Origin of the sequence: Cellulosimicrobium sp. I38E (assembly GCF_001647255.1) — a bacterium.
Taxonomy (GTDB): Bacteria; Actinomycetota; Actinomycetes; order Actinomycetales; family Cellulomonadaceae; genus Cellulosimicrobium; species Cellulosimicrobium cellulans_E.
In genome coordinates this window covers 58,931-81,915 of the sequence record NZ_LUAZ01000008.1, presented here as the reverse complement: position 1 = coordinate 81,915, position 22,985 = coordinate 58,931, and the positions used below count along the sequence as shown (strand labels likewise).

Genomic DNA, 22,985 nt, shown 5'->3' with positions numbered 1-22,985 from the left:
GCGATGTCCCGTCGTCCTGTGTCCAACCCGCTCGCGCTCGCCGTGCTCGCGAGCCTGGCCGAGCGACCCATGTACCCGTACGAGATCACGACGACCCTGCGCGAGCGGGGCAAGGACGACAGCATCCGGCTCAACTTCGGCTCGCTGTACTCCGTCATCAAGTCGCTCGAGAAGCACGGCTTCATCACGCCGTCGCACTCGGAGCGCGAGGGCAACCGCCCCGAGCGCGTCGTCTACGAGATCACGGAGGCCGGCAAGGTCGAGGCTGCCGCGTGGCTGCGCGAGCTGCTCGCCGTGCCGTCCAAGGAGTACCCGGACGTCGAGGCGGGGCTGTCGCTCATCGCCATGCTCTCGCCCGAGGAGGTCGCGGCGCTCCTGTGCGCGCGCCTCGCGTCGCTCGACGCCGAGATCCGCACGCGCGACGCCGGGCTCACCGGCGCTGCCGCGGCCGGTCTGCCGGAGATCTTCCTCGTCGAGGCCGACTATCGGCTGGCCATGCTGCGCGCGGAGCGCGCCTGGATCGACCGGTTCGCCGCACGCCTGGAGGCGGGCGAGGTCGGCGGCCAGGACGGCTGGGCCGAGATGGCACGCCTGCGCGCCGCGGGCGCGTCGCCCGAGGAGATCGAGGAGGTCGTGCGCCGCCACCTGCCCGCCGACCCCACCCCCTGAGACCACCGGCGCCGCTCGACCGAGCACGCGCCGGACGGAGAAAGAGTGGTGGCCCGGATGCGCCAACATCCGGGCCACCGAGCCCGAGTCGTCCCGCCGGAACCGACAGAACTGCTGCGTCAACAGTCACCCAGGGCCCTCCCATGCTAGCCGCGCGGGAGGGGCCACCCCCGGCGAGACGGCTCCCGACACAAGGAGCCTCATCGTGCCTTCCAGCACCCGTGCGCAGGAGACGGCGATCGACGCCGTCGACCTGCGCAAGACCTACCCGGGCGGCCGCGGCCGGCCGCCCGTGCACGCGCTCGACGGCCTGTCGTTCGCCGTGCCCGCGGGCACCGTGTTCGCGCTGCTCGGCCCCAACGGGGCGGGCAAGTCGACGACCGCCAAGATCCTCACGACGCTCAGCCGCGCCGAGTCCGGCACGGCGACCGTCGCGGGGATCGACGTCGCACGCCACCCCGAGCGCGTGCGGCGCGCGATCGGGTACGTCGCGCAGAAGCCCGTGACCGACCCGATGGACACCGGTCGCGAGAACCTCGTCCTCGCGGGCCGGCTCCAGGGCCTCGGCGCGCGCGACTCCCGCGCCCGGGCGACCGAGCTCCTCGAGCGGTTCTCCCTCACGGACGCGGCCGACCGCCTCGTGAAGACGTACAGCGGCGGCATGGCGCGCAAGCTCGACGTCGCGATGGGGATCGTGCACCGCCCGCGGGTCCTGTTCCTCGACGAGCCGACGACCGGGCTCGACCCCGAGGCGCGCGCCGAGATGTGGGCCGAGATCGAGCGCATGACGGCGCGCGAGAGCATGACGATCCTCCTCACCACGCACTACCTGGAGGAGGCCGACCGCCTCGCCGCGAACCTCGCGATCGTCGACCACGGCCGCGTCGCGGTCGCGGGGACACCCGACGCGCTGAAGGACGAGCTGCGCGGCGACGGGATCGTCGTCGAGCTCGCGGCCCCGACCGTCGCGGCGTCCGGGCTGCCCGACGGCGGTGCCGCCCTCGCAGCCCGCGTCACCGCCGCGGTCGGCGCGTGCGCGGGAGTCCGCGACGTGCACGTCGAGGGCAGGACCCTGCGGGCCCGCGCCGACTCGGGCGCCGTCGCGCTGCCCGCCGTCCTCACCGCGCTCGACGCCGCGGGCCTCCCCGTCGCGTCCGCGACGCTCGCCCGCCCCAGCCTCGACGACGTGTACCTGCGGCACACGGGCCGCACGTTCGCGGCCGCGCAGTCCTCCGCGGACGCTACGGTCGGGGGCGGCTCGGGCGCAGATGCCGGCGCGACCGTCGAGGGGGTGGCGGCATGACGACCGTCGTGCACACCGGGCTGCTCACCGCCCGGGCGCTGCGCCAGGGCGCGCGCATCCCCGTGTTCATGGTCATGAACCTCGTGCAGCCCATGATCTGGCTGCTGCTGTTCGGCCAGCTCTTCCGGTCGGTCGTGGAGATCCCCGGGTTCTCCACGGGCGGGACGTACCTCGAGTTCATCACGCCGGGTGTCGTCATGATGACGGCGATGTTCGGCGCCGCCTGGGCCGGGACGTCGTACGTGCAGGACATGGACCGGGGCGTCATGGACCGCTTCCTCACGTCGCCGGCGTCGCGCGGCGCGCTCATGGCGTCGACGATGATCTACCAGGCCGTCATCGCGGTGGGGCAGGCGCTCGTCGTGCTCGCGGTCGCGTGGCTCTGCGGGGCGCGGTTCGGCAGCACGCCCGGCGAGACGACGCTCGGCGTCCTGGCCCTGCTGCTCGCGGTCGTGCTGCTCACGGCCCTGTTCTCGGCGCTGAGCAACGCCATGGCCCTGCTCACCGGCCAGCAGGAGGCGCTCATCGGCATCTCGCAGCTCATCACGCTGCCGCTCATGTTCCTGTCCTCGGCCGTGATGGACACGAGCCTGTCCGCCGACTGGGTCGCCGACGTCGCGCGGTACAACCCGTTCGACTGGGCCGTCGTCGCCGGGCGCGAGGCGCTCGCCGCGTCCCCCGACTGGGGCGTCGTGTGGGGACGGCTCGGGCTGCTGGCGCTCGCGGCGGTCGTCATGGGCTGGCTCGCGACGCAGGCCTTCCGCACCCGCCAGCGCTCGGCCTGACGCCGCGCGCGACGTCCGCCCGAGGCCCACGGCCGCGGGCGGACGTCGTCGCTCAGCGGGACCGGGCGTCGCTGTCGGAGTCGTCCTCGACCTCGTCCTCGAGGCGGGAGACGTCGGAGAAGGCGATCTGGCGGTGCCGCACCGAGCGGTTGTACAGCCACGTGACGAACGAGAGCAGGACCCCCAGGCCGACGAGCGCGCCCGCGATGACGTACTGCTCCTGCTGCTCGGCGCTGCGCGCCCACGGTCCGGCGAGGTACGCGCACGTGAGCGCCCCGAGGACGGCGAGCCACGTGCGCGTGCGGAAGTGCTGGTGGTCCACGTGGTCGCGGCGCAGCACGAGGAGCGCGACGTTGACGATCGTGAAGACGACGAGCAGGAGCAGCGACGTCGTGCCGCCGAGCAGCGCGATCGCGTTGGTGCCCGACTCGGTCCCCGACTGCCGCACGACGTACACGATGAGCGCGAACGCGATGGCCGTCGTCACGAGGATCGACACCCACGGCGTCCGCCGGAACGGGTGCACCTGGCCGAACGCGCGCGGCAGCACGCCCTGGTTGGACATGCCGTAGAGCAGACGGGACGCCATGAGCATGTTGATGAGCGCCGAGTTCGCGACGGCGAACATGCCGATGAACGGGAAGATCGTGTCGAACGGCAGGTTCGGCGCCCCCGTCGCCACGACCTGCGTGAGCGCCGATCCCTTCGAGTCGTCCACGAGGTCGCCGACGGGTACGAGCGCGACGGCCGTGATCGCGACGAGCACGTAGATCGCGCCCGTGATCGACAGCCCGGTGAGCATCATGCGCGGGAAGTCGCGCACGGGGTTCTTGCACTCCTCGGCCATGTTCACCGAGTCCTCGAACCCGACCATGGCGAAGAACGCGAGCGTCGTCGCCGCCGTCACGGCGAGGAACACGCTCTTGTCGTCCGCGCTCTCGAACACGACGACCCGGGAGAAGTCGGCACGGCCCTGCGTCGTCGCCCACAGCCCGACGAAGATCACGAGCAGCAGGCCGGACAGCTCGACGAGCGACAGCACGACGTTCGCCCGGACGCTCTCGCCGACGCCGCGGAAGTTGACGAGCGCGACGAGGGCCATGAAGCCGAGGGCGATGAGGAGCCTGCCGTCGCCGCCCGTCGGGAGCTCGAGCCCGAACCCGTCGGAGACGAACCCCGCGAACGCGTTGGACGCCGTCGACGCCGACGTGATGCCCGAGCTCATGACCATGAACGCGACCACGAACGTCAGCAGGTGGATGCCGAACGCCTTGTGCGTGTAGAGCGCCGCGCCGGCGGCGCTCGGGTACTTGGTGACGAGCTCGAGGTAGGAGAACGCGGTGATCGTCGCGACCACGAACGCGAGCAGGAACGGCAGCCACGCCGCCCCGCCGACCTCGCCCGCGACCTGGCCCGTGAGCGCGTACACGCCCGTGCCGAGGATGTCCCCGACGATGAACAGGAGCAGGAGCTTGGGCCCCATGACGCGCTTGAGCTCCGGCTGCTGCCGTTCCTCCGTGCGACCCGCGGTCTGGCTCATGAGAGGCTCCCTCGCGTCTCGACGTCCCGAACCTCCATGGAACCCCCGGCCGCGGTCTCCTGTCAGCGCGAACGAGCGCGTGTCGCCCCCGGGCTGCCGAACCCGGCCCTGTCGCCGGGAACCTCGCCGAGCCCGGGGTTGTCGCCGGGTTCGGCCATGTGGGGCGCGACGACCCCGGGTTCGGCGCGTGTCGGGCGTGCGGCACGCGGTCGTCGGCGCAGGACGCCCGTCGTCGTCGCGACCCCCAGCAGCAGGACGACGCCGCCCACGAGCTCTGCCGCGTTCGGCACCTCGTCGAGCACGACCCACGCGGCGAGCATCCCGACGGGCGGCACGAGCATCGTGAACGGCACCACCGCCGACGCCGGGTGCCGGGCGAGCAGCGTGTTCCAGATCCCGTAGCCCACGAGGCTCGCGAGCCAGGCGGTGTACAGGGTCGACAGGACGGGGGCGAGCGTGAGGTGCGTGAGCGCGTGCCCGACGGCGGCCGGCCCGTCCAGCGCGAGGGACAGCCCGAGCATGGGGACGGGCACGACGAGCGCCGACCACACCGTCATCGACAGCCCGTCGAGCCCGGGCCGCGAGGGAGAGCCGTGGTGCGCCGAGGGAGAGCCCTGGTCGCGGCGGAGCCCGGCGCGTCGGGCGATCACGTTGCCCACCGCCCACGACGCCGCGGCGGCGAGCGTCACGACGAACGCGAGGGCCGGCGTCGACGCGCTGCGCCCCACGCCGACGACGACGAGCCCGGCGGCGCCGACGAGCACGCCGACGAGCTGCGAGCGCGTCGGGACCTCGCGCAGCGCGGCGGCGGCGAACAGCACGGTGAGCCCGACCTGGGCCTGGAGCACGAGGGACGCGAGCCCGGCGGGCATGCCGAGCGCGAGCGCGGTGTAGAGGAGGCCGAACTGGCCGAGGCTCATGAACGCGCCGACGAGCAGCACGTCCCGCCAGCGCGCGCGGGGCCGCGGGACGAGGAAGATCGCCGGGACGAGCACGACGAGGAAGCGCAGGGCGACGAAGAGCGTCGGCGGCACGTCGCCGAGGCCGAGGTCGATGACGACGAAGTTGACGCCCCAGACGACGGCGACGAGGACGGCGAGGAGGGACGAGCGCAGGGGCATGGGTACGAGGGTGCGCCCTGCGCATCGTGCACGTCCAGCGCACGGTCGTGCATGGTTCCCGGTAGCGCCGCTTCCCGATAGCCTGGGGGCATGATCGACCTCGCCGCCGTGGACGCCCTGCTCGCCGTCGAGCGCACCGGGACCGTGCACGCCGCCGCGCGCGACCTCGGGTACACGCCGTCGGCCGTCTCGCAGCAGGTCAAGCGCCTGGAACGCGACCTCGGCGCGCGCCTGCTCGACCGGGAGGGGCGCGGCGTCGTCCTCACGGCCGCCGGCCGGCGCGTGGTCGAGGAGGGGCGCGCGCTGCGCGAGCAGGTCGAGTCGCTGCGCGCCCGACTCCACGACGCCGGAGCCCGACCCACCGGGACCGTGCGGCTCGGGTCGTTCTCGACGGCCGTGCGCGGCGTCGTCGCCCCCCTCGTCGCGCGGGTGCGCGAGGACGTCCCGGACCTGCGGCTCGTCGTCGAGGAGGCCGAGCCGTGGGACGCGGTCGCGGCCGTCGCGGCGGGCACGCTGGACCTCGCGCTCGTGCACCACTGGGAGGGCGTCGGCCTCGCGCTCCCGCCGAGCCTGCGCGCCGAGGAGCTCTTCCGCGACGGGGCCGACGTGCTCGTGCACGCGTCGAGCCCGCTCGCGAGCAGGCCGGCGCTCACCCCGCCGGACCTGCTCGACGAGACCTGGGTCTGCACGCCCGACGGCACGATCTGCTACGAGTGGTTCTGCCACATGTTCGCGCGCGAGCCGCGCGTCCCGCGCATCGACTTCCGGTGCCTTGAGTTCGCGTCGCAGGTCGAGGTCGTGGCGCAGGGCCTCGCCGTCGCGCTGGTGCCGCGGCTGGGCCGCGGCCCCCTGCCGGCCGACGTCGTCGCGGTGCCTGTGCGCGAGCCCGTCCCGACCCGCCCGGTGACGGTCGTGTGGCGCGCGACCATGACCGACTCCCCGGCGGTGCGCTACCTGCGGGAGCGGCTGCGCTCCGGAGGAACCCCGGGCGGGCGTCGGCCGTTGGGCATCGCGAGCGCACCCGCCACCGCACCGACCGACGAAGGGGCACGATGACCGAGCACGAGCCGACCCGGCGGTCCGCCGACCCGCGCACCGTGGCGATCGCGGGGCTGATGACCGTCGCCTGGTACGCCGTGCCCGACGTCGTGCGGCCGCGCTGGGCCCGCGCGCTCGCCAAGACGGCGGTCGGGACCGCGGGCATCGTGCTCACCCTGACCTCGACGGCCGAGGGGATCGAGGCGCGCGAGGGCGTGCGGGCGCTGCGGGACGCGGCCCGCGACGCGGGAGCGGCCGGCGCCGATCCCGACGCCCCGACCGACCGTCCGGCCGACCGCCCGGCCGGCGGAGCGCCCGACGCCGTGCGCGAGGACAACACGTACGTCCCCGACCACGACGAGGCGACGCCCGTCCCGCCCGCGGTGGTCGTCGGGGGCGCCGTGGCCGGCGTCGCGCTCGCGACGACGCTCGTCGTCGCGGGGGAGAAGTGGGTCTACCGCCGCGGCGAGCGGCTCCGCGCCCGGGGCGTGCGCCTGCCGCACACGCGCGTCGGGCTCGTGCTCGGTGCGCTCGCCGTGGCGCTCGCGGCGGCGGAGCCGCTGCTGTGGAACGCTGAGGACCGCTGAGGCAGCGACCCGGGCCGGCCCGCCGGCGTGAGGTCGTGCACCGTGCGGCCTCGCGGACCGGGAGGAGCCGACCGTGATCGGGTTCGGGCTGGCGCTCGCGGGGGTCGCCGCGGCGATCCACGTGTACATCTTCGTCATGGAGTCGCTCACGTGGACGAGCGCGCGCACGCGCGCGACGTTCGGCACGTCGCGCGAGGAGGCCGAGGCGACCAGGGAGCTCGCGTTCAACCAGGGCTTCTACAACCTGTTCCTCGCGGTCCTCGTCGTGCTGGGCATCGTCCTGTACGCGGCGGACCGGCAGGACGTGGGCCTCACGCTCGTCGTCGCCGGGGCAGGGTCGATGGTCGCGGCCGGGCTCGTGCTGATCCTGTCGTCGCCGTCGAAGGCGCGCGCGGCGCTGGTGCAGCTCGTCCCGCCGCTGCTCGGCGTGGTCGGCGTCGTGCTCGGGCTGACCTCCTGAGACGTCGCGCGCGGCGCGTCAGGCGGACGCCGCGACGCGCATGGCGCTCAGCAGCTCCAGACGGCTGAGGATGCGCTCGCGCTCCGCCTCGAGCTCGTCCCGGTAGCGGCCGCCGGCCGGCTCGACCGTCTCGAAGGCCTCGTGGCCCACGTACGACCCGGTCCGGCGCGAGTACCCGGTGAGCTGGCGCTCCACGAGGGTGAGCTCGTGGCCGAGCCGCTCGAGGTGCGGGTCGAGCAGGTCCCCGGTCGAGGGGCGGGCGGGGGTGTCGGGGAGCGAGAAGGTCGTGGTCACCCTCCCCATCCGAACCCGAGTCGCGTCCGGCTGCATCTCGGGAGGTCCGGGTGCCGGCACGGCCGCCGCGCGCGGGACGTGCCCGGCGTCCCGGCCCTGAGACGCGCGGACGGCGGGCGCCGCTCCGCCGGTAGACTGGCCGTGCGCCGTCGTGCGCTCCCCGCTCAGCGCCCACCCGAGGGAAACGATGACCGCCCCCGCACCCCAGGCTTCCGCACGCTCCGACGCTCGTCCCGCCGCTGGACCGACGCTGGACACCGTCGAGCACGCCGCCGCCACCCCCGACGAGGTCCAGCCGTACGCCGAGCTCGGCCTCAAGCCCGACGAGTACCAGCGCATCCGCGACATCCTGGGGCGCCGCCCCACGGCCGCGGAGCTCGCGATGTACTCCGTCATGTGGTCCGAGCACTGCTCGTACAAGTCGTCCAAGGTGCACCTGTCGAAGTTCGGCACGGCCACGACGGACGAGATGAAGAAGCACCTGCTCGTCGGCATCGGCGAGAACGCCGGCGTCGTCGACATCGGCGACGGCTGGGCCGTGACGTTCAAGGTCGAGTCGCACAACCACCCGTCGTTCGTCGAGCCCTACCAGGGCGCCGCGACGGGCGTCGGCGGCATCGTGCGCGACATCATCTCGATGGGCGCGCGCCCCGTCGCCGTCATGGACCAGCTCCGCTTCGGCGCCGTCGACCACCCGGACACGGCGCGCGTCGTGCACGGCGTCGTGAGCGGCGTCGGCGGCTACGGCAACAGCCTCGGCCTGCCGAACATCGGCGGCGAGCTCGTGTTCGACGCCTCGTACCAGGGCAACCCGCTCGTCAACGCGCTGTGCCTCGGCGTGCTGCGCCACGAGGACATCCACCTCGCCAACGCGTCGGGCGTGGGCAACAAGGTCGTGCTGTTCGGCGCCCGCACGGGCGGCGACGGCATCGGCGGCGCCTCGATCCTCGCGTCCGAGACGTTCGAGGACGGCGTGCCCGCCAAGCGCCCGAGCGTCCAGGTGGGCGACCCCTTCATGGAGAAGGTCCTCATCGAGTGCTGCCTCGAGCTCTACGCGGCGAAGGTCGTCGAGGGCATCCAGGACCTCGGCGCTGCCGGCATCTCCTGCGCGACGTCGGAGCTCGCCTCCAACGGCGACGGCGGCATGCACGTGTGGCTCGACGACGTCCTGCTGCGCGACCCCACGCTCAACGCGGGCGAGATCCTCATGTCGGAGTCGCAGGAGCGCATGATGGCGGTCGTCGCGCCCGACAAGCTCGACGAGTTCCTCGCGATCACGAGCAAGTGGGACGTCGAGACCGCCGTGATCGGCGAGGTCAACGACTCGGGCCGCCTCACGATCGACCACCACGGCGAGCGCATCGTCGACGTCGACCCGCGGACCGTCGCGCACGAGGGTCCGGTGTACCACCGCCCGTACGCGCGCCCGTCGTGGCAGGACGGGCTCAACGCCCGCACCGTCGAGGCCGACGGGCTCGCGCGCCCCGAGAGCGGCGACGACCTGCGTGCGACGGCGCTGCGCCTCCTCGCGTCGCCCAACCTCGCGTCGAAGGAGTGGGTGACCAACCAGTACGACCGGTTCGTGCAGGGCAACACCGCGCTCGCGCAGCCCGACGACTCCGGCGTGGTCCGCGTCGACGAGAGCACGGGCCTCGGCGTCGCGCTCGCGACCGACGCGAACGGCCGGTACGGCAAGCTCGACCCGCGCACGGGCGCGCGCCTCGCGCTCGCGGAGGCGTACCGCAACGTCGCGACGACGGGGGCCCGCCCGCTCGCCGTGACCGACTGCCTCAACTTCGGCTCGCCCGAGGACCCCGACTCGATGTGGCAGCTCGTCGAGGCGATCGAGGGCCTCGCGGACGCGTGCCGCGAGCTCGGCGTCCCCGTCACGGGCGGCAACGTCTCGCTGTACAACGGGACCGGCGAGCCGGGGCAGATCGACTCGTCCATCCACCCGACCCCGGTCGTGGGCGTGCTCGGCGTGCTCGACGACGTCGCGCACGCGACCCCGTCGGGCTGGCGCGAGACAGGCGAGAGCATCTACCTGCTCGGCACCACGCGCCCCGAGCTCGACGGCTCGGCGTGGGCCGAGGTCGAGCACGGCCACCTGGGCGGCCTCCCGCCGCAGGTCGACCTCGCGGCGGAGAAGGCGCTCGCCGGCGTGCTCGTCAACGCGAGCCGCGACGACCTCGTGTCGGCCGCGCACGACCTCTCCGAGGGCGGGCTCGCGCAGGCGCTCCTCGAGGCGTCGCTGCGCTTCGGCGTCGGCGCCACGGTGTCGCTCGACGCGCTCACCGAGCGCGACGGCGTCACCCCGTTCGAGGCGCTGTTCTCCGAGTCCACGGCCCGCGCGCTCGTCGCCGTGCCGCGGGGCGAGGAGTCCAAGCTCGTCGACGCGTGCGTCGCGCGCGGCGTCCCCGTCCTCAAGATCGGCGAGACCGGCACGGAGCCCGCCGCCGCCGCCGAGTCGGGCGAGGCGCTCGAGGTCGCGGGCCTGTTCACCGTCCCGCTCAGCGAGGCGGACGCGGCCTTCCGCGGCACGCTCCCGGCCATCTTCGGCTGACACCCGCACCACCGACGCCCCGGTCACCGCGAGGTGACCGGGGCGTCGTCGTCAGCGGACCCTGGCCGACCACGACCCTGCCCGCTGTCGAGAACGACATGAGGGTCGTTCTCGGGCGGAGAACGACCCTCATGTCGTGCTCAGCGGGGAGCGGGCGACGGGTGGGTTCGGTGGAGGTCGGCGGGCGAGGTGGTGCGGCGGGTCGCGGCGTCCGCCGCGACGCTGGGAGAGTCCGGGCATGACCTCGGCGACCACGAGCCTCCCGCCCGCGCGCGTCACCGCCCGACGGCGGCCGGGCGGCCCGGTGCTCACGGTGCTGCTGGCGGCGGGGGCCGCCGTCGTCGTCCTGCTCACGCTCGTGCGGGCCGTGCCGTACGACGCCGTGACGCCGTTCGCGCAGGTCGTCGGGTTCACGCCGTTCGTCGCGGCGACGGCCGTCGTCGGCCTGCTGGTCACGCTCGTCGCGCGGCGGTGGGTCCTCGCGGCGCTGCTCGCGGCGTGCGTCGCCGCGCAGGCGGTGTGGCTCGTGCCGGCGTTCGTGCCCGACCCGGCGCCGTCCGGAGACGCGGCGGCCCTGCGCGTGATGGGTGCCAACGCGTGGCTCGGGTCGGTGGACGCCGAGGCGCTGGTCGAGCTCGTGCGCGAGCAGGACGTCCAGGTGCTCGCGGTGCTGGAGCTGACCACAGACCTGCGCGAGCGCCTCGTCGCGGCGGGCATCGAGGACGTGCTCCCGTACAGCGCCGACGCGAAGGTGGGGTCCGGGGCGCTCGGCAGCGGGCTGTGGAGCGCGCTGCCGCTCGACGACGTCGACGTCGAGCCGTTCTCGAACGACGCGATGCCGTCCGCGACCGTCGAGGTCGACGGCGTGCCGGTGCGGGTCACGGCCGTGCACCCGATCCCGCCGATCCCGGAGTACGTGCGGGTCTGGGGCGAGGAGACCGCCGCGCTGGCCGAGCGGGCGACCGCGGACCCGCTCCCGCAGGTGCTCGTCGGCGACTTCAACGCGACCCACGACCACGCGACGTTCCGGCAGCTGCTGGGCGACCGGTTCCACGACGCGTCCCGCGCGTCGGGCAGCGGTCTGGACCTGTCGTGGTCGCCGCGGCCGGGCACCGTCCCGCCGGTCCTGAACCTCGACCACGTGGTGACGGACCGGGAGAACGTCGTGACCGCCGTCGACTCCCTGCACGTGCCCGGCAGCGACCACCGCGCGATCGTCGCGACGGTCCACGTACCCCGCCCCTGACGCCGAACCCGGGGCCGTTCCCCACGTGTGGCTCGTGGTGGGGAACGACCCCGGGTTCGGCGCCGGGGGGGTGGAGCGTTCAGCCGCGCGCGGGCTCCGGCTCGGTCGCTCCAGGGTCGGTCGTGGCGGCGGGGTCAGCGTCCCCGGCGGGGTGGTGCGGGTGGCGGCGCTCCAGGGCGGCGCCCTCGACGTCGACGTCGGGCAGGATGCGGTCGAGCCAGCGGGGGAGCCACCACGCCTTGTCGCCCACGAGGTGCATGAGCGCCGGGACGAGCAGCATGCGCACGACGAACGCGTCGACGAGCACGCCGAACGCGAGCGCGAACCCGATGGGCCGGATCATCGCGCTGTGCGAGAAGACGAACCCGCCGAAGACGGAGATCATGATGATCGCCGCGGCGGTCACGACGGCCCGACCCGCGCGCACGCCCTGGACGATCGCGACGCGCGCGGGGGCGCCGTGCGCGTACGCCTCGCGCATCCCCGACCCCAGGAAGAGCTGGTAGTCCATCGCGAGGCCGAACAGGATGCCGACGAGGATCGTGGGCAGGAAGTTGAGGATCGGGCCCGGCGTCTCGACGCCAAACACCCCCGACAGCCAGCCCCACTGGTAGATCGCGACGACCCCGCCGAGCGCGGCGAAGTAGGACAGGATGAACCCGAGGGTCGCGACGACGGGCACGAAGATCGACCGGAACACCAGCACCAGGATGACGAGCGACAGCCCGACGACGACCGCGAGGTAGATCGGCAGCGCCTGCGCGAGCTTGTCGGAGATGTCGATGTTGCCGCTGGCCGAGCCGGCGACGCCCAGCGTCACGTCCCCGTCGAGGGGCTCGAGCGCGCGCAGGTCGTGCACGAGCTCCTCGGTGGACTCGCTCGTGGGCCCCTCGGCGGGGACCACCTGGAACGCGGCGACCGTACGGTCCTCGGACGTCCCGATCGGGGCGACTGCGACGACGTCGTCGAGCGCGAAGAGCTCCTCGGCGACGTTCACCTGGTACTCCAGCGCCTCGGCCTCGGTGGGCTCGCCAGGGAGGTCGGCGACGACGAGCAGCGGGCCGTTGGTTCCCTCGCCGAACTGCTCGGCGATCGTCGAGTACGCGCGGTACTGCGTGGAGTCGTGCGCCTCCGACGACCCGTCGGGCAGGTTGGTCCGCAGGTCGAGCGCGGGGAGCGCGATCACCCCGAGCGCGACGACGGCGAGGATCGCCGTGCCCACCGCGCGCAGCGTCGACATGGGGCGGACGGGCTTCGTCCCGTCCGGGGCGGTCGTGCCCGACGCCGCGGTGTCGGCCGTGGCGCCCGTCCCGCCCGGGGCCTCGGCGGCCTCGGTCCCGGCGAGCGCGGCGCGCTCGCGACGGCTGAGGATGCGCGTGCCGATCATGCTCAGCAGGGCGGGCGTGAGGGTGACGGCGATGAGGACGGCGATCGCGACGCACAGCGCGCCGACGGTCCCCATGAGGCCGAGGAAGGGGATGCCGGTGACGTTGAGCGCGAGGAGCGCGATGAGCACCGTGGCGCCGGCGAACACGACGGCGTTGCCCGACGTGCCGTTCGCGAGCGCGATCGACTCCGGCACGTCGTCGCCCTGCTTGAGCTGGCGGCGGTGCCGGTTGACGATGAACAGCGAGTAGTCGATCCCGACCGCGAGCCCGAGCATGAGGCCGAGCACGGGGGTCACGGACGACATCTCGACGACGCCGGAGAGCGACATCGCGGCGAGCGCGCCGATCCCGACCCCGATGAGCGCGGTGAGGATCGGCAGCCCGGCGCCGACGAGCGTCCCGAGCATGACGACCAGCACGATCGCCGCGACGACGAGGCCGATCGCCTCGCCGACGCCGAAGACCTGGGGCACGCCCTGCGTGATGTCGGCCGAGAAGTCCGTCTGGACGCCCTCGACCGGGTCGTCGGTGAAGACCGCGACGAGGTCGTCCTTGGTCTGCTGCTCGATGCTCATGTTGGGCTCGGTGAACGTGACGCTCGCGACGGCGGCGCTCCCGTCCTCGGAGACCATGCGGATCTCGGACGCCATCTCGAGCAGGGGCGCGGAGAGCTCGAGCTGTGCGGACTGCTCCTCGAGCGTCGTGCTCTGGTCCTCCAGCGCGGTCACCTGCTTGTCCAGCGTGGCGGCCTGGGCGTCGAGCTCGGCCCGCCCGGCGTCGAGCTCCGCCTGCTGGGCGTCGAGCTGCGGCGCGGCCTGGTCGAGCGCGCCCGCGGCCTCGGCCTGCGCGCGCGCCGCGTCGAGCTGGGTCTGGCCCTCGTCGAGCTGGGCCCGCGCGGCGTCGAGCTGCTCCTGGCCCGCGGCGAGCTGGGTGCGGCCGTCCTCGATCTGCGCGCGCCCGGCCTCGATCTGGGTCCGGCCGTCCTCGACCTGCTGGCGCTGGTCCGCGAGCTCGGCCTGCGTGGCGAACGGGTCGACGGCCGTCTCGACGCCGTCGACCTCCTCGGCCGCGGCGAGCCGGTCGGAGATCTCCGCCTCCTGCTCGGGCGTGAACGCCGAGCCGTCCTCCGTGGCGAAGACGACGGTGCCGCTCCCGCCCGAGGCCTCCGGGAGCGCCGTCTGGAGGCGCTCGGTCACCTCGGCGGTCGGCGTGCCGGGGATGGAGAAGCTGCTCGCGAGCGTGCCGCCGAACGCGACGAACGCCGCCCCGGCCAGCACGAGCACCGCGAGCCACGCGGCGAGGACGGTCCGCGCGCGGCGCGCGCACGCGCGCCCGAGGCGGTAGAGGAGTTCAGCCATGAGGATCCTTCGGGTGGGAGTCCGGGGTGGTCCGGGAGGCGGTCCGGGTGGGGTGGTCGGTGCCGGCGGCCGGGTGGCCGGGCGGGGAGGTGGCAGGCGTCAGGCGGGGCTCGCCCAGCCCGCGCGGACGCGGTCGACGAGGCGGTCGAGGAGGTCGGCCCACACGCGGCGCGAGGCGTCGTCGTCGGCGGCACCGGTCGCGGCCCACCAGCGGCGCTGGATCACCAGGACGCCGGCCATGAGCGCGCCGACGAGCATCTCGATCTCGAGCGGGTCGACGTCGGGGTGCCGGCGCGTGGTCTCGGCGACCAGGCGCTCGGCGAGGTGGGTGAACGTGCGCACGACCATGGTCGTGACGCGCGGGGTGGGCTCGGTCGCGGTGCCGCCGAGGGCGCGCGTGAGGTAGGCCATCGGGCCGACGAGGTCCGTGCCGCGGAGCGCCGCGGTGACGTCGTCGAGCGGGGTCGTGCGGTCGGTCCCGGGGTCGGCCGCGCTCGCCCCGAGCGCGTCGACCACCGTGCCCAGCACGTCCTCGCACACCTCGACGACGACGTCGTCCAAGGAGGCGAAGTGGTTGAAGATCGTGCGCCGCGCGACGTCGGCGCGCGCCGCGAGCTCGTCGACGGTGAACCGGGCGCCGCCGTTCTCCTCCATGAGCGACGCCGCGGCGTCGACGATCGCGCGGCGGTGCCGCGCGCGCAGCGCGGCGCGGCGATCGGTCGCGGGGCCCGTCGCGGGGTCGCTCACGGAGTCGGTCGCGGGGCCGGTCGCGGGGCCGGTCGCCAGGTCGGGCACGGGCACGCCCGACGGCTCGGTCGCGGAGGGGAGGGGCACCTCTTGACACTAAGTGCATCGATGCACTGAGTGCAAACAGCGCTCCGAACGGCTCAAAGTTGACCGATCAAGTCCAGTATGTGGGAAGGTCTCCTCGGTGCGTTGACACCCCGCGGTGGCCGCTCGTAAGTTCCCGCGCAACCGAGGTCGACGTACCCCGGTCACAGGACATGGTCATGAGCTCCGACGCCAAGCCCCGGCTCGTCGGACGGCAACCCTCCCGCGCGGTGGGGTGCCCCGGGTGAGGACCAGGTCCCGCGTCGCGCGGACCGCGCGTGGCGCGGGGCAACGACGCGGAGCCCGGCGACGGGCACGAAGGAGACGGACGATGGACCGGCGAATGTCGAGCACCGCGGTGAGCACCGCGCACGTGTCGACGTGCCCCTGTCCGTTCGCGGGCGCCCCTGGCGCCCTCGCCCTCGGGGCCACGGGTCCCGCGCGCGTCACCTGTTGTCGCTGACGACGACCCGCCCCTGACACCCCGCGCCACCTGCGCGCGGTCCGGGTCCCTCCCGGCTTCCCCAGCCCCGTCCTGCCGCCGCGCGCGGCCGGACCGCCCTGCCCACTCTCCGGCACCCCGCCGCGCCCTGAGCGCGCCGTCGGCTCAATTGAGAACGGATCCTCGCGATGTCCGACCCCCGCCCCGCCCGCTCCCTCCACCTCGGCGTCGACCTCACCGACGCCGGCGCGCACCCCGCCGCCTGGCGGACCGTGGGCTCCCAGGCCCAGCGGCTCTTCGACGCCAAGCGCCTCGTCGAGCTCGTCGCCACCGCCCAGCGCGGCCTGCTCGATCTCGTCGCGCTCGACGACGCGTTCACGCTCCAGCCGGGCCGCAACGGGTCCGTGCGAGGCCGTCTCGACGCCGCGCTCGTCGCGTCCCGCCTCGCGCCGCGCAGCGCAGGCATCGGTCTCGTACCGACGGTCACCACCACGCACACCGAGCCGTTCCACGTGTCCAAGGCGATCGCGACGATCGACCACGTGAGCTCCGGGCGCGCGGGGTGGCAGGTCGGGTGGTCGACGACGCCGGCCGAGGCCGCCGCGTTCGGTCGCAAGGGCGCGCAGGACGAGCCCGACGCCGTCGCCGAGGCGGACGAGGCCGTGGAGGTCGTCACGCGCCTGTGGGACTCGTGGGAGGACGACGCCGAGATCCGCGACGTCGCGACGGGCCGGTTCGTGGACCGCGAGAAGCTCCACTACGTCGACCACGAGGGCATCCGGTTCGCCGTCAAGGGGCCGTCCATCACGCCGCGGCCACCGCAGGGCCAGCCGCCCGTCGTCGTCCGCGCGGACACGCCCGCCTCGCTCGACCTCGCGGCCCGCCGGGCCGACGTCGTCCGGGTCCGCGCCGCGACCCGCGACGAGGCCGTCGCCCTACGGACGCAGGTGCGCGACGCGGCCGCGGACGCCGGGCGCGACCCCGACACGCTCCGGGTCCTCGTCGACGCCTACGTCGTCATCGGCGACACGCGCGCGAGCGCGCAGGCCCGCCTCGACCTGCTCGAGGACCTCGAGGGAGTCTCGTGGGACACCGACTCGCTCACGCACGTCGGCACGGCGCGCGACCTCGCCGTCACGGTCGAGGAGTGGGCCCACGCCGGCGCGGCCGACGGGTTCCTCCTGCGTCCGTCGTCCCTGAGCACCGACCTCGACGCGATCGTCGACGGCGTCGTGCCGCTCCTCCAGGGGGCCGGTCTGTTCCGCACGGCCTACCCCGGGACGACGCTGCGCGACACGCTCGGCCTCCCGCTCCCCGCCAACCGCTACGCGGCGATCGCCTGAACCCGGACGGAACGACGACATGAGCACGCGCCCCCGCAAGCAGATCCACCTCGGCGCCCACTTCCCGGGCGTCAACAACACCACGGTCTGGAGCGACCCCCGCTCGCGCAGCCAGATCGACTTCGCCTCGTTCGAGCATCTCGCCCGCCGCGCCGAGGACGCGAAGCTCGACTTCTTCTTCCTCGCCGAGGGCCTGCGCCTGCGCGAGCACAAGGACCGCATCCACGACCTCGACGTCGTGGGGCGACCCGACACGCTGCCCGTCCTCGCCGCGCTCGCGGCCGTCACGGACCGCCTCGGCCTCGCTGGCACGATCAACACGACGTTCAACGAGCCGTGGGAGCTCGCGAAGCAGTTCGCGACGCTCGACCTGCTCTCCGAGGGCCGCGCGGCGTGGAACCTCGTGACGAGCCCCGACGCCTTCACGGGCGCCAACTTCCGCCGCGGCGGCTACCTCCCGTACCCGGAGCGCTACGCGCGGGCGGCCGAGGTCGTCGAGGTCGCGCGCGCCCTGTGGGACTCGTGGGACGACGACGCGGTGCTGGCCGACCGGATCGCGGGCGAGTTCCTGCGCCCCGGGTCGGTGCGGCCGGTCGCGCACCACGGGACGTACGCGGACGTCGTCGGGCTGTTCGAGACGCCGCGCGGCCCGCAGGGCCATCCCGTCCTGTTCCAGGCGGGCGACTCGGCCGACGGCCGCGACTTCGCCGCCCGGACCGCCGACGTCGTGTTCTCCGCGCACTCGACGTTCGACGCCGGGCGCGCGTTCTACGAGGACGTCAAGGGGCGCCTCGCCGCCCACGGGCGCGAGCGAGACTCCCTGAAGATCCTGCCCGCGACCGTCGTCGTGCTGGGCGACACGCCCGCCGAGGCGGAGGAGCGCGCGCGGGAGATCCGGCTCCAGCAGGTCTCGGGCCCGACGGCGATCGCGTTCCTCGAGCAGGTCTGGGGCCGCGACCTCGAGGCGTACGACCCGGAGGGGCCGCTGCCCGACGTCGACCCCGACACCGAGAACCTGTCGATCACGCGGGGGCGCGTGCGGCACGCGAAGGACCCGGCGGCGGTCGCCGCGGCGTGGCGCGAGCAGGCCGAGGCGAACGGCTGGTCGATCCGCGAGCTCGTCATCCAGGTGACGTCGCGCGGCGGGTTCGTCGGCACGCCGCAGCAGGTCGCGGACGACATCGACCGCCACGTCCAGGAGGACGCCTCCGACGGCTTCATCCTCGTCCCGCACCTCACGCCGGGCGGGCTCGACGACGTCTTCGACCGCGTCGTCCCGCTGCTCCAGGAGCGCGGGTCGTTCCGCACCGAGTACGAGGGCACGACCCTGCGCGAGCACCTCGGCCTCGCGCGGCCCGGCACCGCGCCGCGCGCCGCCGACCCCGAGCCCTCGGCGGCCTCCGCCGAGCTCGTCGGCCGACCGTAGCCGCCCCGCACACCCGCACCGCAGACCTGCACGTACCGACCTCGGAGGACCCATGAGCCAGAGCACGCTGACCGCCACGGGCGCCGTGGCCGACGACCCCGCCGCCCCCCGGCCGGCCGACGACGCGCAGGACGCCGCCGCGTGGGCGGCCTGGCACGCCGAGCGCGAGGAGGGGCTCCGGCCGCCGCACGGCTGGCTGAGCCTCGTCGCGTACCACTGGCTCCCGGCCGCGCCCGCCGCGCTGCCCGGCGTGCCCGGGCTCTGGTGGGCCGACGCCGACGGCGCGCACCACCGCGCGGGCGAGGGCGGCGCCGTCCGGGCGACGACGGGCGACTCCGTCGGGACCGTCGTCGTCGCGGAGGGCGGGTCGTCGGTCGCGGGCACGTTCCTGCCGGACGGCCGGGACGCGGGCGACCCGGCGGACGGGGGCGAGACGCGCGAGGTCGCGGTGGAGGTCGTGCGCCGCACGGGCCGGTACGCCGTCCGGCTGCGCGACCCGCTCGCTCCGGCCCGGACGGGGTTCGACGGCGTGCCGACGTTCGCGCACGACCCCGCCTGGGTCGTGGACGCGGCGGTGCGCTGGTACGACGCGCCGCGGCCCGTCGTCGTCGGCGCCGCGCGACCCGGGCTGGTGCACCACGTGAGCACGGTCGGCGAGGTCGACCTCGTGGTCGAGCGCGACGGGGTCTCCCACCGCGCGACGCTCGTCCTCACGGGCAAGGCCGGTGGCGCGGTGACACTGCTCTTCAGCGACGAGGCCGACGGCGTCGCGCCGTGGCGCGTGCTGTGGGTGGACGCCGACGTGGCGCCCGGCACCGAGGGGCGAGTGCGCCTCGACCTCAACCGCACGATCAACCTCCCGTACGCGTTCAGCGACTTCGGGACGTGCCCGGCACCGGTCGAGGGCAACCACGTGCCGTTCGCCGTCACCGCGGGCGAGAGGGCGCCCCGGTGACCGCGGTCGCCGCGCGTCCCGTCGGGCGGGGAACGCGCGAGGTCCGGTCCGTCGCGATGCACGACCCGCTCGTGCGGCCGCTCCTCGACGAGCTGTCCCAGGAGTACTGGACGCGCTACCAGCGCGTGCTGACCGCGGACGAGCTCCGCGCCGAGATGGAGCACTACCCCGCGCAGGACTTCGCGGCGCCGCACGGCGAGCTCGTGCTGGTGCTGGAGGACGGCGAGCCGGTCGCGGGCGGCGCGTTCCGCCGTCGGACCGAGCCCGAGCTCGGCGACCCGGCACGCCTCGCCCGGCAGTCCGCGCGGCGCAGCGACGGGTCGCCCGCCGTGCGGACCGCCGAGCTCAAGCGGATCTGGACGCACTCGGCGCACCGGCGCCGAGGCCTGGCGCGCGTCGTGCTGGCGGAGCTGGAGCGCCGCGCGGTCGAGCGCGGGTACCGGCGTCTCTACCTGACGACCGGTCCGCGGCAGCCCGAGGCGGCAGGCCTCTACCTCGCGACGGGCTACACGCCCCTGTTCGACACCGGGACCGATCCCGAGGAGATCGGCCCGCTCGCCTTCGAGAAGTGGTTGGAGGTCGCGCCATGAGCACCGTGTCGCTCCCGCAGGACGAGTCCCGGCAGCTCGCGCCGCCGTCGGGCCGGCACCCCGCCGACCGGCGCGGCGGTGTCGAGGACGCGCTGCCGCTCGAGAGCCTGCGCATCGTCCCCGCGCGGCACCCGGGCCGCTGGGCTGCGACGGCCGGCGTCGCGGTGCTGCTCGCCATGGTCGTCAGCTCGCTCGTGACGAACGACCGCTGGGAGTGGGACGTCGTCGCGCAGTACCTCACGTGGCCCTCGATCCTCGAGGGCGCGTGGGCGACGATCCGCCTGACGCTCGTGGCGTCGGTCGTCGGGTTCGCGCTCGGCACGGTCCTCGCGCTCATGCGCCTCTCGCGCTCGCCGCTCCTCCAGTCGGTGTCGTGGACGTACACGTGGGTGTTCCGGTCCGTGCCGCTGCTGCTCCAGCTCCTGCTCTGGTACAACCTCGCGTACCTGTACCCGTACCTCAGCGTGGGCATCCCCTTCGGGCCCGAGTTCCTGTACTTCGACACGCTGTCCGTGATCGACAAGTTCTGGGCCGCGATCCTCGGCCTCGGGCTGTCGCAGGCCGCGTACTCGGCGGAGATCGTGCGCGCCGGGATTCTCTCGGTCGACCAGGGGCAGCAGGAGGCCGCCGCGTCGCTCGGCATCCCCAAGCGGCGCCAGGTGAGCCGCATCATCCTGCCGCAGGCGATGCGCTCCATCATCCCCACGGCCGTCAACGAGGTGATCGGGCTCCTCAAGGGCACGTCGATCGTCTACGTCCTCGCGTACGGCGAGCTGTTCTACATCGTCAGCGTCATCTACGGCCGCAACGGCCGCGTCGTGCCCCTGCTCATCGTCGCGTCGATCTGGTACCTCGTGCTGACGACGCTCATCACGGTCGTCCAGTACTACGTCGAGCGGCACTACGCGAAGGGCGCGGTCCGCACGCTGCCGCCGACGCCGCTCCAGAAGGCCCGCTGGACCGTCCTGGTCTGGGCGTCGCGGCTCTCCGGCCGGCCGGTGCCCGACTCCGTCCCGCCCGCGTACGCGGCCCGCGCCCGCGTGGGCGTGCTGACCCGCACCGCGCGCACGTCGGGAGGTGCGGCATGACCGCCGGCACCAGGACCGCAGGCGTCACGACCGCCGGGCTCGTCGAGATCCACGGCGTCCACAAGAGCTTCGGCACGCTCGAGGTGCTGCGCGACGTGTCGCTCACCGTCCCGCCCGGGTCCGTGACGGTCGTGCTCGGCCCGTCCGGGTCGGGCAAGTCGACGCTGCTGCGCGCGATCAACCACCTGGAGAAGGTCGACAAGGGGTTCATCTCGCTCGACGGCGAGCTCATCGGGTACCGCCGCAAGGGCAACACCCTGCGTGAGCTCAAGGAGCGCGAGATCCTCGGCCAGCGCACCCAGATCGGGTTCGTCTTCCAGAGCTTCAACCTCTTCCCGCACCTCACGGCGCTCGAGAACGTCGTCGAGGCGCCGGTCTCCGCACAGCGTCGCCGTCGCGAGGACGTCGAGCCCGAGGCCCGCGCGCTGCTCGAGCGCGTCGGGCTCGCGGACAAGGCCGACGCCCGACCCCGCCAGCTCTCCGGAGGGCAGCAGCAGCGCGTCGCCATCGCCCGCGCGCTCGCGCTGCGGCCCAAGGTGCTCCTGTTCGACGAGCCGACCTCGGCGCTCGACCCCGAGCTCGTCGGGGAGGTGCTCGAGGTCATCAAGGACGTCGCGAGCACCGGCACCACGCTCGTCGTCGTCACGCACGAGATCGGCTTCGCGCGCGAGGTCGCCGACACCGTCGTGTTCATGGACGACGGCGTCGTCGTGGAGCAGGGCACGCCCGCCGAGGTGCTCGACCGCCCGCGTCACGAACGCACCCGGGCCTTCCTCCAGAAGGTCCTCTGACCCGGGGCGAACCGGGGTCCACGACCACCTGTACCGCCCCACCACCGCTTCCCGACGTCGTCACCCGCGACCGGCCGTCCGGCCGTCCCGCACACCCGCACTCCCTGCGTCGCCCGACGCACCACCCGAGAGGTAGGACACCCGTGACCGCAACGACCACCCGCGCCCGCGCCCCCCGCGCGCTCGCCGCCCTCGCCGTCGTGCCCCTGCTGGCGCTCGCGGCCTGCTCCGGGGTGAGCACCGAGGCCCCGGCCGCCGCGGAGGAGGGCGCGGCCACCGAGGAGAGCACGACGTCCGTCTCGGACGCCCTCGACGTGAGCACGAGCCCGGACCAGGACCGCATCCGCACCACCGAGTCCGCCGAGGCGATCGCGCTCCTGCCGGACGCCTGGAAGGACAAGGACGAGATCGTCGTCGCGATCTCCGCCGGCTCCGCGCCGCCGCTCGGCTTCCTCGCCGACGACGACGAGACGCCCATCGGCAACGAGACCGACATCGCGCAGCTCGTCGCCGACGCGCTCGGCAAGGACCTGCGCCTCGAGGTCAAGGCCTGGGCCGACTGGCCGCTGGCTCTCGGCTCGGGCGACGTCGACGCCGTGATCTCCAACGTCACCGTGACGGAGGAGCGCAAGGAGACCATCGACTTCTCCACGTACCGCAACGACGAGCTCGGCTGGCTCGTGGGCGCCGACTCCGACATCACGTCGATCACGAAGCGCGAGGACATCGCGGGCAAGGTCGTCGCCGTCGGCTCCGGGACCAACCAGGAGAAGATCGTGCTCGAGTGGGACCGCCTCAACCAGGAGGACGGCCTCGAGCCCATCCAGGGCCCCGAGTACTACGAGCAGTTCTCCGACGTCCTGCTCGCGCTCCAGTCCGGGCGCATCGAGACGTACGTCGGCCCCAACGCGTCCCTCGCCTACCAGGCGGCGATCTCCCCGCAGGACTTCACGGTCGTCGGCACGCTCAACGGCGGCTGGCCCGACACGGCGCAGATCGCCGTCGCGACCAAGAAGGGCAACGAGGTGGCCCCGGCCATCACCGCTGCGATCAACCACGCCATCGAGGACGGCACGTACCTCGAGGTGCTCCAGCGGTGGGGCCTGGAGTCCGAGGCCGTCGAGGAGTCGCAGACCAACCCGCCCGGCCTCCCGAAGACGGAGTGAC

20 protein-coding genes and 1 riboswitch are annotated in these 22,985 nt (G+C 74.2%); of the genes, 15 read left to right on the top strand and 5 right to left on the bottom strand.

From position 1 onward, the window contains the following. Window positions 1-3 precede the first annotated feature (3 nt). The 3 genes from A0J59_RS01915 (at window position 4) to A0J59_RS01905 (ending at window position 2,757) form a co-directional block, all read left to right on the top strand. Window positions 4-669: a PadR family transcriptional regulator gene (locus tag A0J59_RS01915; protein WP_064315044.1), complete on the top strand. Its 666-nt coding sequence runs from the start codon at window positions 4-6 to the stop codon at window positions 667-669. 205 nt (window positions 670-874) lie between these two features. Continuing rightward, window positions 875-1,972: an ATP-binding cassette domain-containing protein gene (locus tag A0J59_RS01910; protein WP_064315043.1), complete on the top strand. Its 1,098-nt coding sequence runs from the start codon at window positions 875-877 to the stop codon at window positions 1,970-1,972. Continuing rightward, entirely contained in the window at window positions 1,969-2,757 is a 789-nt protein-coding gene (locus A0J59_RS01905) for an ABC transporter permease (RefSeq protein ID WP_064315042.1), read from the top strand. The genes A0J59_RS01910 and A0J59_RS01905 overlap by 4 nt, the downstream gene beginning before the upstream one ends. A 52-nt stretch (window positions 2,758-2,809) precedes the next feature. Here A0J59_RS01905 and A0J59_RS01900 read toward each other — a convergent pair whose 3' ends face one another. Together A0J59_RS01900 and A0J59_RS01895 are read right to left on the bottom strand one after the other, a co-directional pair. Further along, window positions 2,810-4,297: an APC family permease gene (locus A0J59_RS01900; protein WP_064315041.1), complete on the bottom strand. Its 1,488-nt coding sequence runs from the start codon at window positions 4,295-4,297 to the stop codon at window positions 2,810-2,812. A 62-nt stretch (window positions 4,298-4,359) separates the two neighbouring features. Beyond that, window positions 4,360-5,418, bottom strand: coding sequence for an EamA family transporter (locus A0J59_RS01895; protein WP_082918658.1), 1,059 nt, complete (start codon window positions 5,416-5,418; stop codon window positions 4,360-4,362). 90 nt (window positions 5,419-5,508) lie between these two features. On the opposite strand from A0J59_RS01895, the gene A0J59_RS01890 reads away from it, so the two are divergent. The 3 genes from A0J59_RS01890 (at window position 5,509) to A0J59_RS01880 (ending at window position 7,503) form a co-directional block, all read left to right on the top strand. Further along, a complete protein-coding gene (locus tag A0J59_RS01890; protein WP_064315040.1) occupies window positions 5,509-6,474 on the top strand; it encodes a LysR family transcriptional regulator in 966 nt (321 codons plus the stop codon). After that, the gene (locus A0J59_RS01885; RefSeq protein WP_064315039.1) at window positions 6,471-7,043 is read left to right on the top strand and encodes a hypothetical protein; all 573 of its coding nucleotides are present in this window, start codon (window positions 6,471-6,473) and stop codon (window positions 7,041-7,043) included. Before A0J59_RS01890 ends, A0J59_RS01885 begins: the two co-directional genes overlap by 4 nt. A 73-nt stretch (window positions 7,044-7,116) precedes the next feature. Next, window positions 7,117-7,503, top strand: a complete 387-nt coding sequence (locus tag A0J59_RS01880; RefSeq protein WP_047231331.1) for a DUF1304 domain-containing protein — start codon at window positions 7,117-7,119, stop codon at window positions 7,501-7,503. A gap of 18 nt (window positions 7,504-7,521) precedes the next feature. Here the strand turns inward: A0J59_RS01880 and A0J59_RS01875 are convergent, their stop codons facing one another. Next, a complete protein-coding gene (locus A0J59_RS01875; protein WP_047231332.1) occupies window positions 7,522-7,797 on the bottom strand; it encodes a hypothetical protein in 276 nt (91 codons plus the stop codon). 187 nt (window positions 7,798-7,984) lie between these two features. Here A0J59_RS01875 and purL point away from each other — a divergent pair, with 187 nt between their 5' ends. Next, the gene (gene purL / locus A0J59_RS01870) at window positions 7,985-10,360 is read left to right on the top strand and encodes a phosphoribosylformylglycinamidine synthase subunit PurL (protein WP_064315038.1); all 2,376 of its coding nucleotides are present in this window, start codon (window positions 7,985-7,987) and stop codon (window positions 10,358-10,360) included. Between the two features lie 238 nt (window positions 10,361-10,598). Next, entirely contained in the window at window positions 10,599-11,606 is a 1,008-nt protein-coding gene (locus A0J59_RS01865) for an endonuclease/exonuclease/phosphatase family protein (RefSeq protein WP_082918657.1), read from the top strand. Between the two features lie 79 nt (window positions 11,607-11,685). Here the strand turns inward: A0J59_RS01865 and A0J59_RS01860 are convergent, their stop codons facing one another. Further along, window positions 11,686-14,352, bottom strand: a complete 2,667-nt coding sequence (locus A0J59_RS01860) for an MMPL family transporter (RefSeq protein ID WP_064315037.1) — start codon at window positions 14,350-14,352, stop codon at window positions 11,686-11,688. A gap of 99 nt (window positions 14,353-14,451) precedes the next feature. Beyond that, window positions 14,452-15,186: a TetR/AcrR family transcriptional regulator gene (locus A0J59_RS01855; protein ID WP_255364881.1), complete on the bottom strand. Its 735-nt coding sequence runs from the start codon at window positions 15,184-15,186 to the stop codon at window positions 14,452-14,454. Between the two features lie 172 nt (window positions 15,187-15,358). Beyond that, window positions 15,359-15,484: riboswitch (SAM riboswitch) on the top strand. Window positions 15,485-15,813: 329 nt separating this feature from the next. Between A0J59_RS01855 and A0J59_RS01850 the strand changes: the two genes are divergently transcribed. From A0J59_RS01850 to A0J59_RS01820, 7 genes are all read left to right on the top strand, one after another. Then, window positions 15,814-16,968 carry an LLM class flavin-dependent oxidoreductase gene (locus A0J59_RS01850; RefSeq protein ID WP_064315036.1) on the top strand — a complete coding sequence of 385 codons (1,155 nt, stop codon included), beginning with the start codon at window positions 15,814-15,816 and terminating at the stop codon, window positions 16,966-16,968. A gap of 19 nt (window positions 16,969-16,987) precedes the next feature. Then, complete coding sequence (locus A0J59_RS01845) at window positions 16,988-18,394, top strand: NtaA/DmoA family FMN-dependent monooxygenase (protein ID WP_064315035.1); 1,407 nt, start codon at window positions 16,988-16,990, stop codon at window positions 18,392-18,394. A 52-nt stretch (window positions 18,395-18,446) separates the two neighbouring features. Further along, entirely contained in the window at window positions 18,447-19,349 is a 903-nt protein-coding gene (locus A0J59_RS01840) for a DUF1684 domain-containing protein (protein WP_082918656.1), read from the top strand. Continuing rightward, entirely contained in the window at window positions 19,346-19,939 is a 594-nt protein-coding gene (locus tag A0J59_RS01835) for a GNAT family N-acetyltransferase (protein ID WP_064315034.1), read from the top strand. The genes A0J59_RS01840 and A0J59_RS01835 overlap by 4 nt, the downstream gene beginning before the upstream one ends. Next, on the top strand, window positions 19,936-21,027 hold the full coding sequence (locus A0J59_RS01830) for an amino acid ABC transporter permease (protein WP_047231339.1): 1,092 nt from the start codon (window positions 19,936-19,938) through the stop codon (window positions 21,025-21,027). Before A0J59_RS01835 ends, A0J59_RS01830 begins: the two co-directional genes overlap by 4 nt. Next, window positions 21,024-21,818, top strand: coding sequence for an amino acid ABC transporter ATP-binding protein (locus A0J59_RS01825; RefSeq protein WP_064315033.1), 795 nt, complete (start codon window positions 21,024-21,026; stop codon window positions 21,816-21,818). The genes A0J59_RS01830 and A0J59_RS01825 overlap by 4 nt, the downstream gene beginning before the upstream one ends. Window positions 21,819-21,961: 143 nt before the next feature. Then, window positions 21,962-22,984, top strand: coding sequence for an ABC transporter substrate-binding protein (locus A0J59_RS01820; RefSeq protein ID WP_053369390.1), 1,023 nt, complete (start codon window positions 21,962-21,964; stop codon window positions 22,982-22,984). Window position 22,985: the final 1 nt, after the last annotated feature.

What these genes read in the sequence shown, in the direction of transcription:
- A0J59_RS01915 (WP_064315044.1), top strand. Translation starts at nt 4, where the DNA reads ATGTCCCGTCGTCCTGTGTCCAACCCGCTCGCGCTCGCCGTGCTCGCG.
- A0J59_RS01905 (WP_064315042.1), top strand. Translation starts at nt 1,969, where the DNA reads ATGACGACCGTCGTGCACACCGGGCTGCTCACCGCCCGGGCGCTGCGC.
- A0J59_RS01900 (WP_064315041.1), bottom strand. Translation starts at nt 4,297, where the DNA reads ATGAGCCAGACCGCGGGTCGCACGGAGGAACGGCAGCAGCCGGAGCTC.
- A0J59_RS01895 (WP_082918658.1), bottom strand. Translation starts at nt 5,418, where the DNA reads ATGCCCCTGCGCTCGTCCCTCCTCGCCGTCCTCGTCGCCGTCGTCTGG.
- A0J59_RS01890 (WP_064315040.1), top strand. Translation starts at nt 5,509, where the DNA reads ATGATCGACCTCGCCGCCGTGGACGCCCTGCTCGCCGTCGAGCGCACC.
- A0J59_RS01885 (WP_064315039.1), top strand. Translation starts at nt 6,471, where the DNA reads ATGACCGAGCACGAGCCGACCCGGCGGTCCGCCGACCCGCGCACCGTG.
- purL (WP_064315038.1), top strand. Translation starts at nt 7,985, where the DNA reads ATGACCGCCCCCGCACCCCAGGCTTCCGCACGCTCCGACGCTCGTCCC.
- A0J59_RS01865 (WP_082918657.1), top strand. Translation starts at nt 10,599, where the DNA reads ATGACCTCGGCGACCACGAGCCTCCCGCCCGCGCGCGTCACCGCCCGA.
- A0J59_RS01860 (WP_064315037.1), bottom strand. Translation starts at nt 14,352, where the DNA reads ATGGCTGAACTCCTCTACCGCCTCGGGCGCGCGTGCGCGCGCCGCGCG.
- A0J59_RS01850 (WP_064315036.1), top strand. Translation starts at nt 15,814, where the DNA reads ATGTCCGACCCCCGCCCCGCCCGCTCCCTCCACCTCGGCGTCGACCTC.
- A0J59_RS01845 (WP_064315035.1), top strand. Translation starts at nt 16,988, where the DNA reads ATGAGCACGCGCCCCCGCAAGCAGATCCACCTCGGCGCCCACTTCCCG.
- A0J59_RS01840 (WP_082918656.1), top strand. Translation starts at nt 18,447, where the DNA reads ATGAGCCAGAGCACGCTGACCGCCACGGGCGCCGTGGCCGACGACCCC.
- A0J59_RS01830 (WP_047231339.1), top strand. Translation starts at nt 19,936, where the DNA reads ATGAGCACCGTGTCGCTCCCGCAGGACGAGTCCCGGCAGCTCGCGCCG.
- A0J59_RS01825 (WP_064315033.1), top strand. Translation starts at nt 21,024, where the DNA reads ATGACCGCCGGCACCAGGACCGCAGGCGTCACGACCGCCGGGCTCGTC.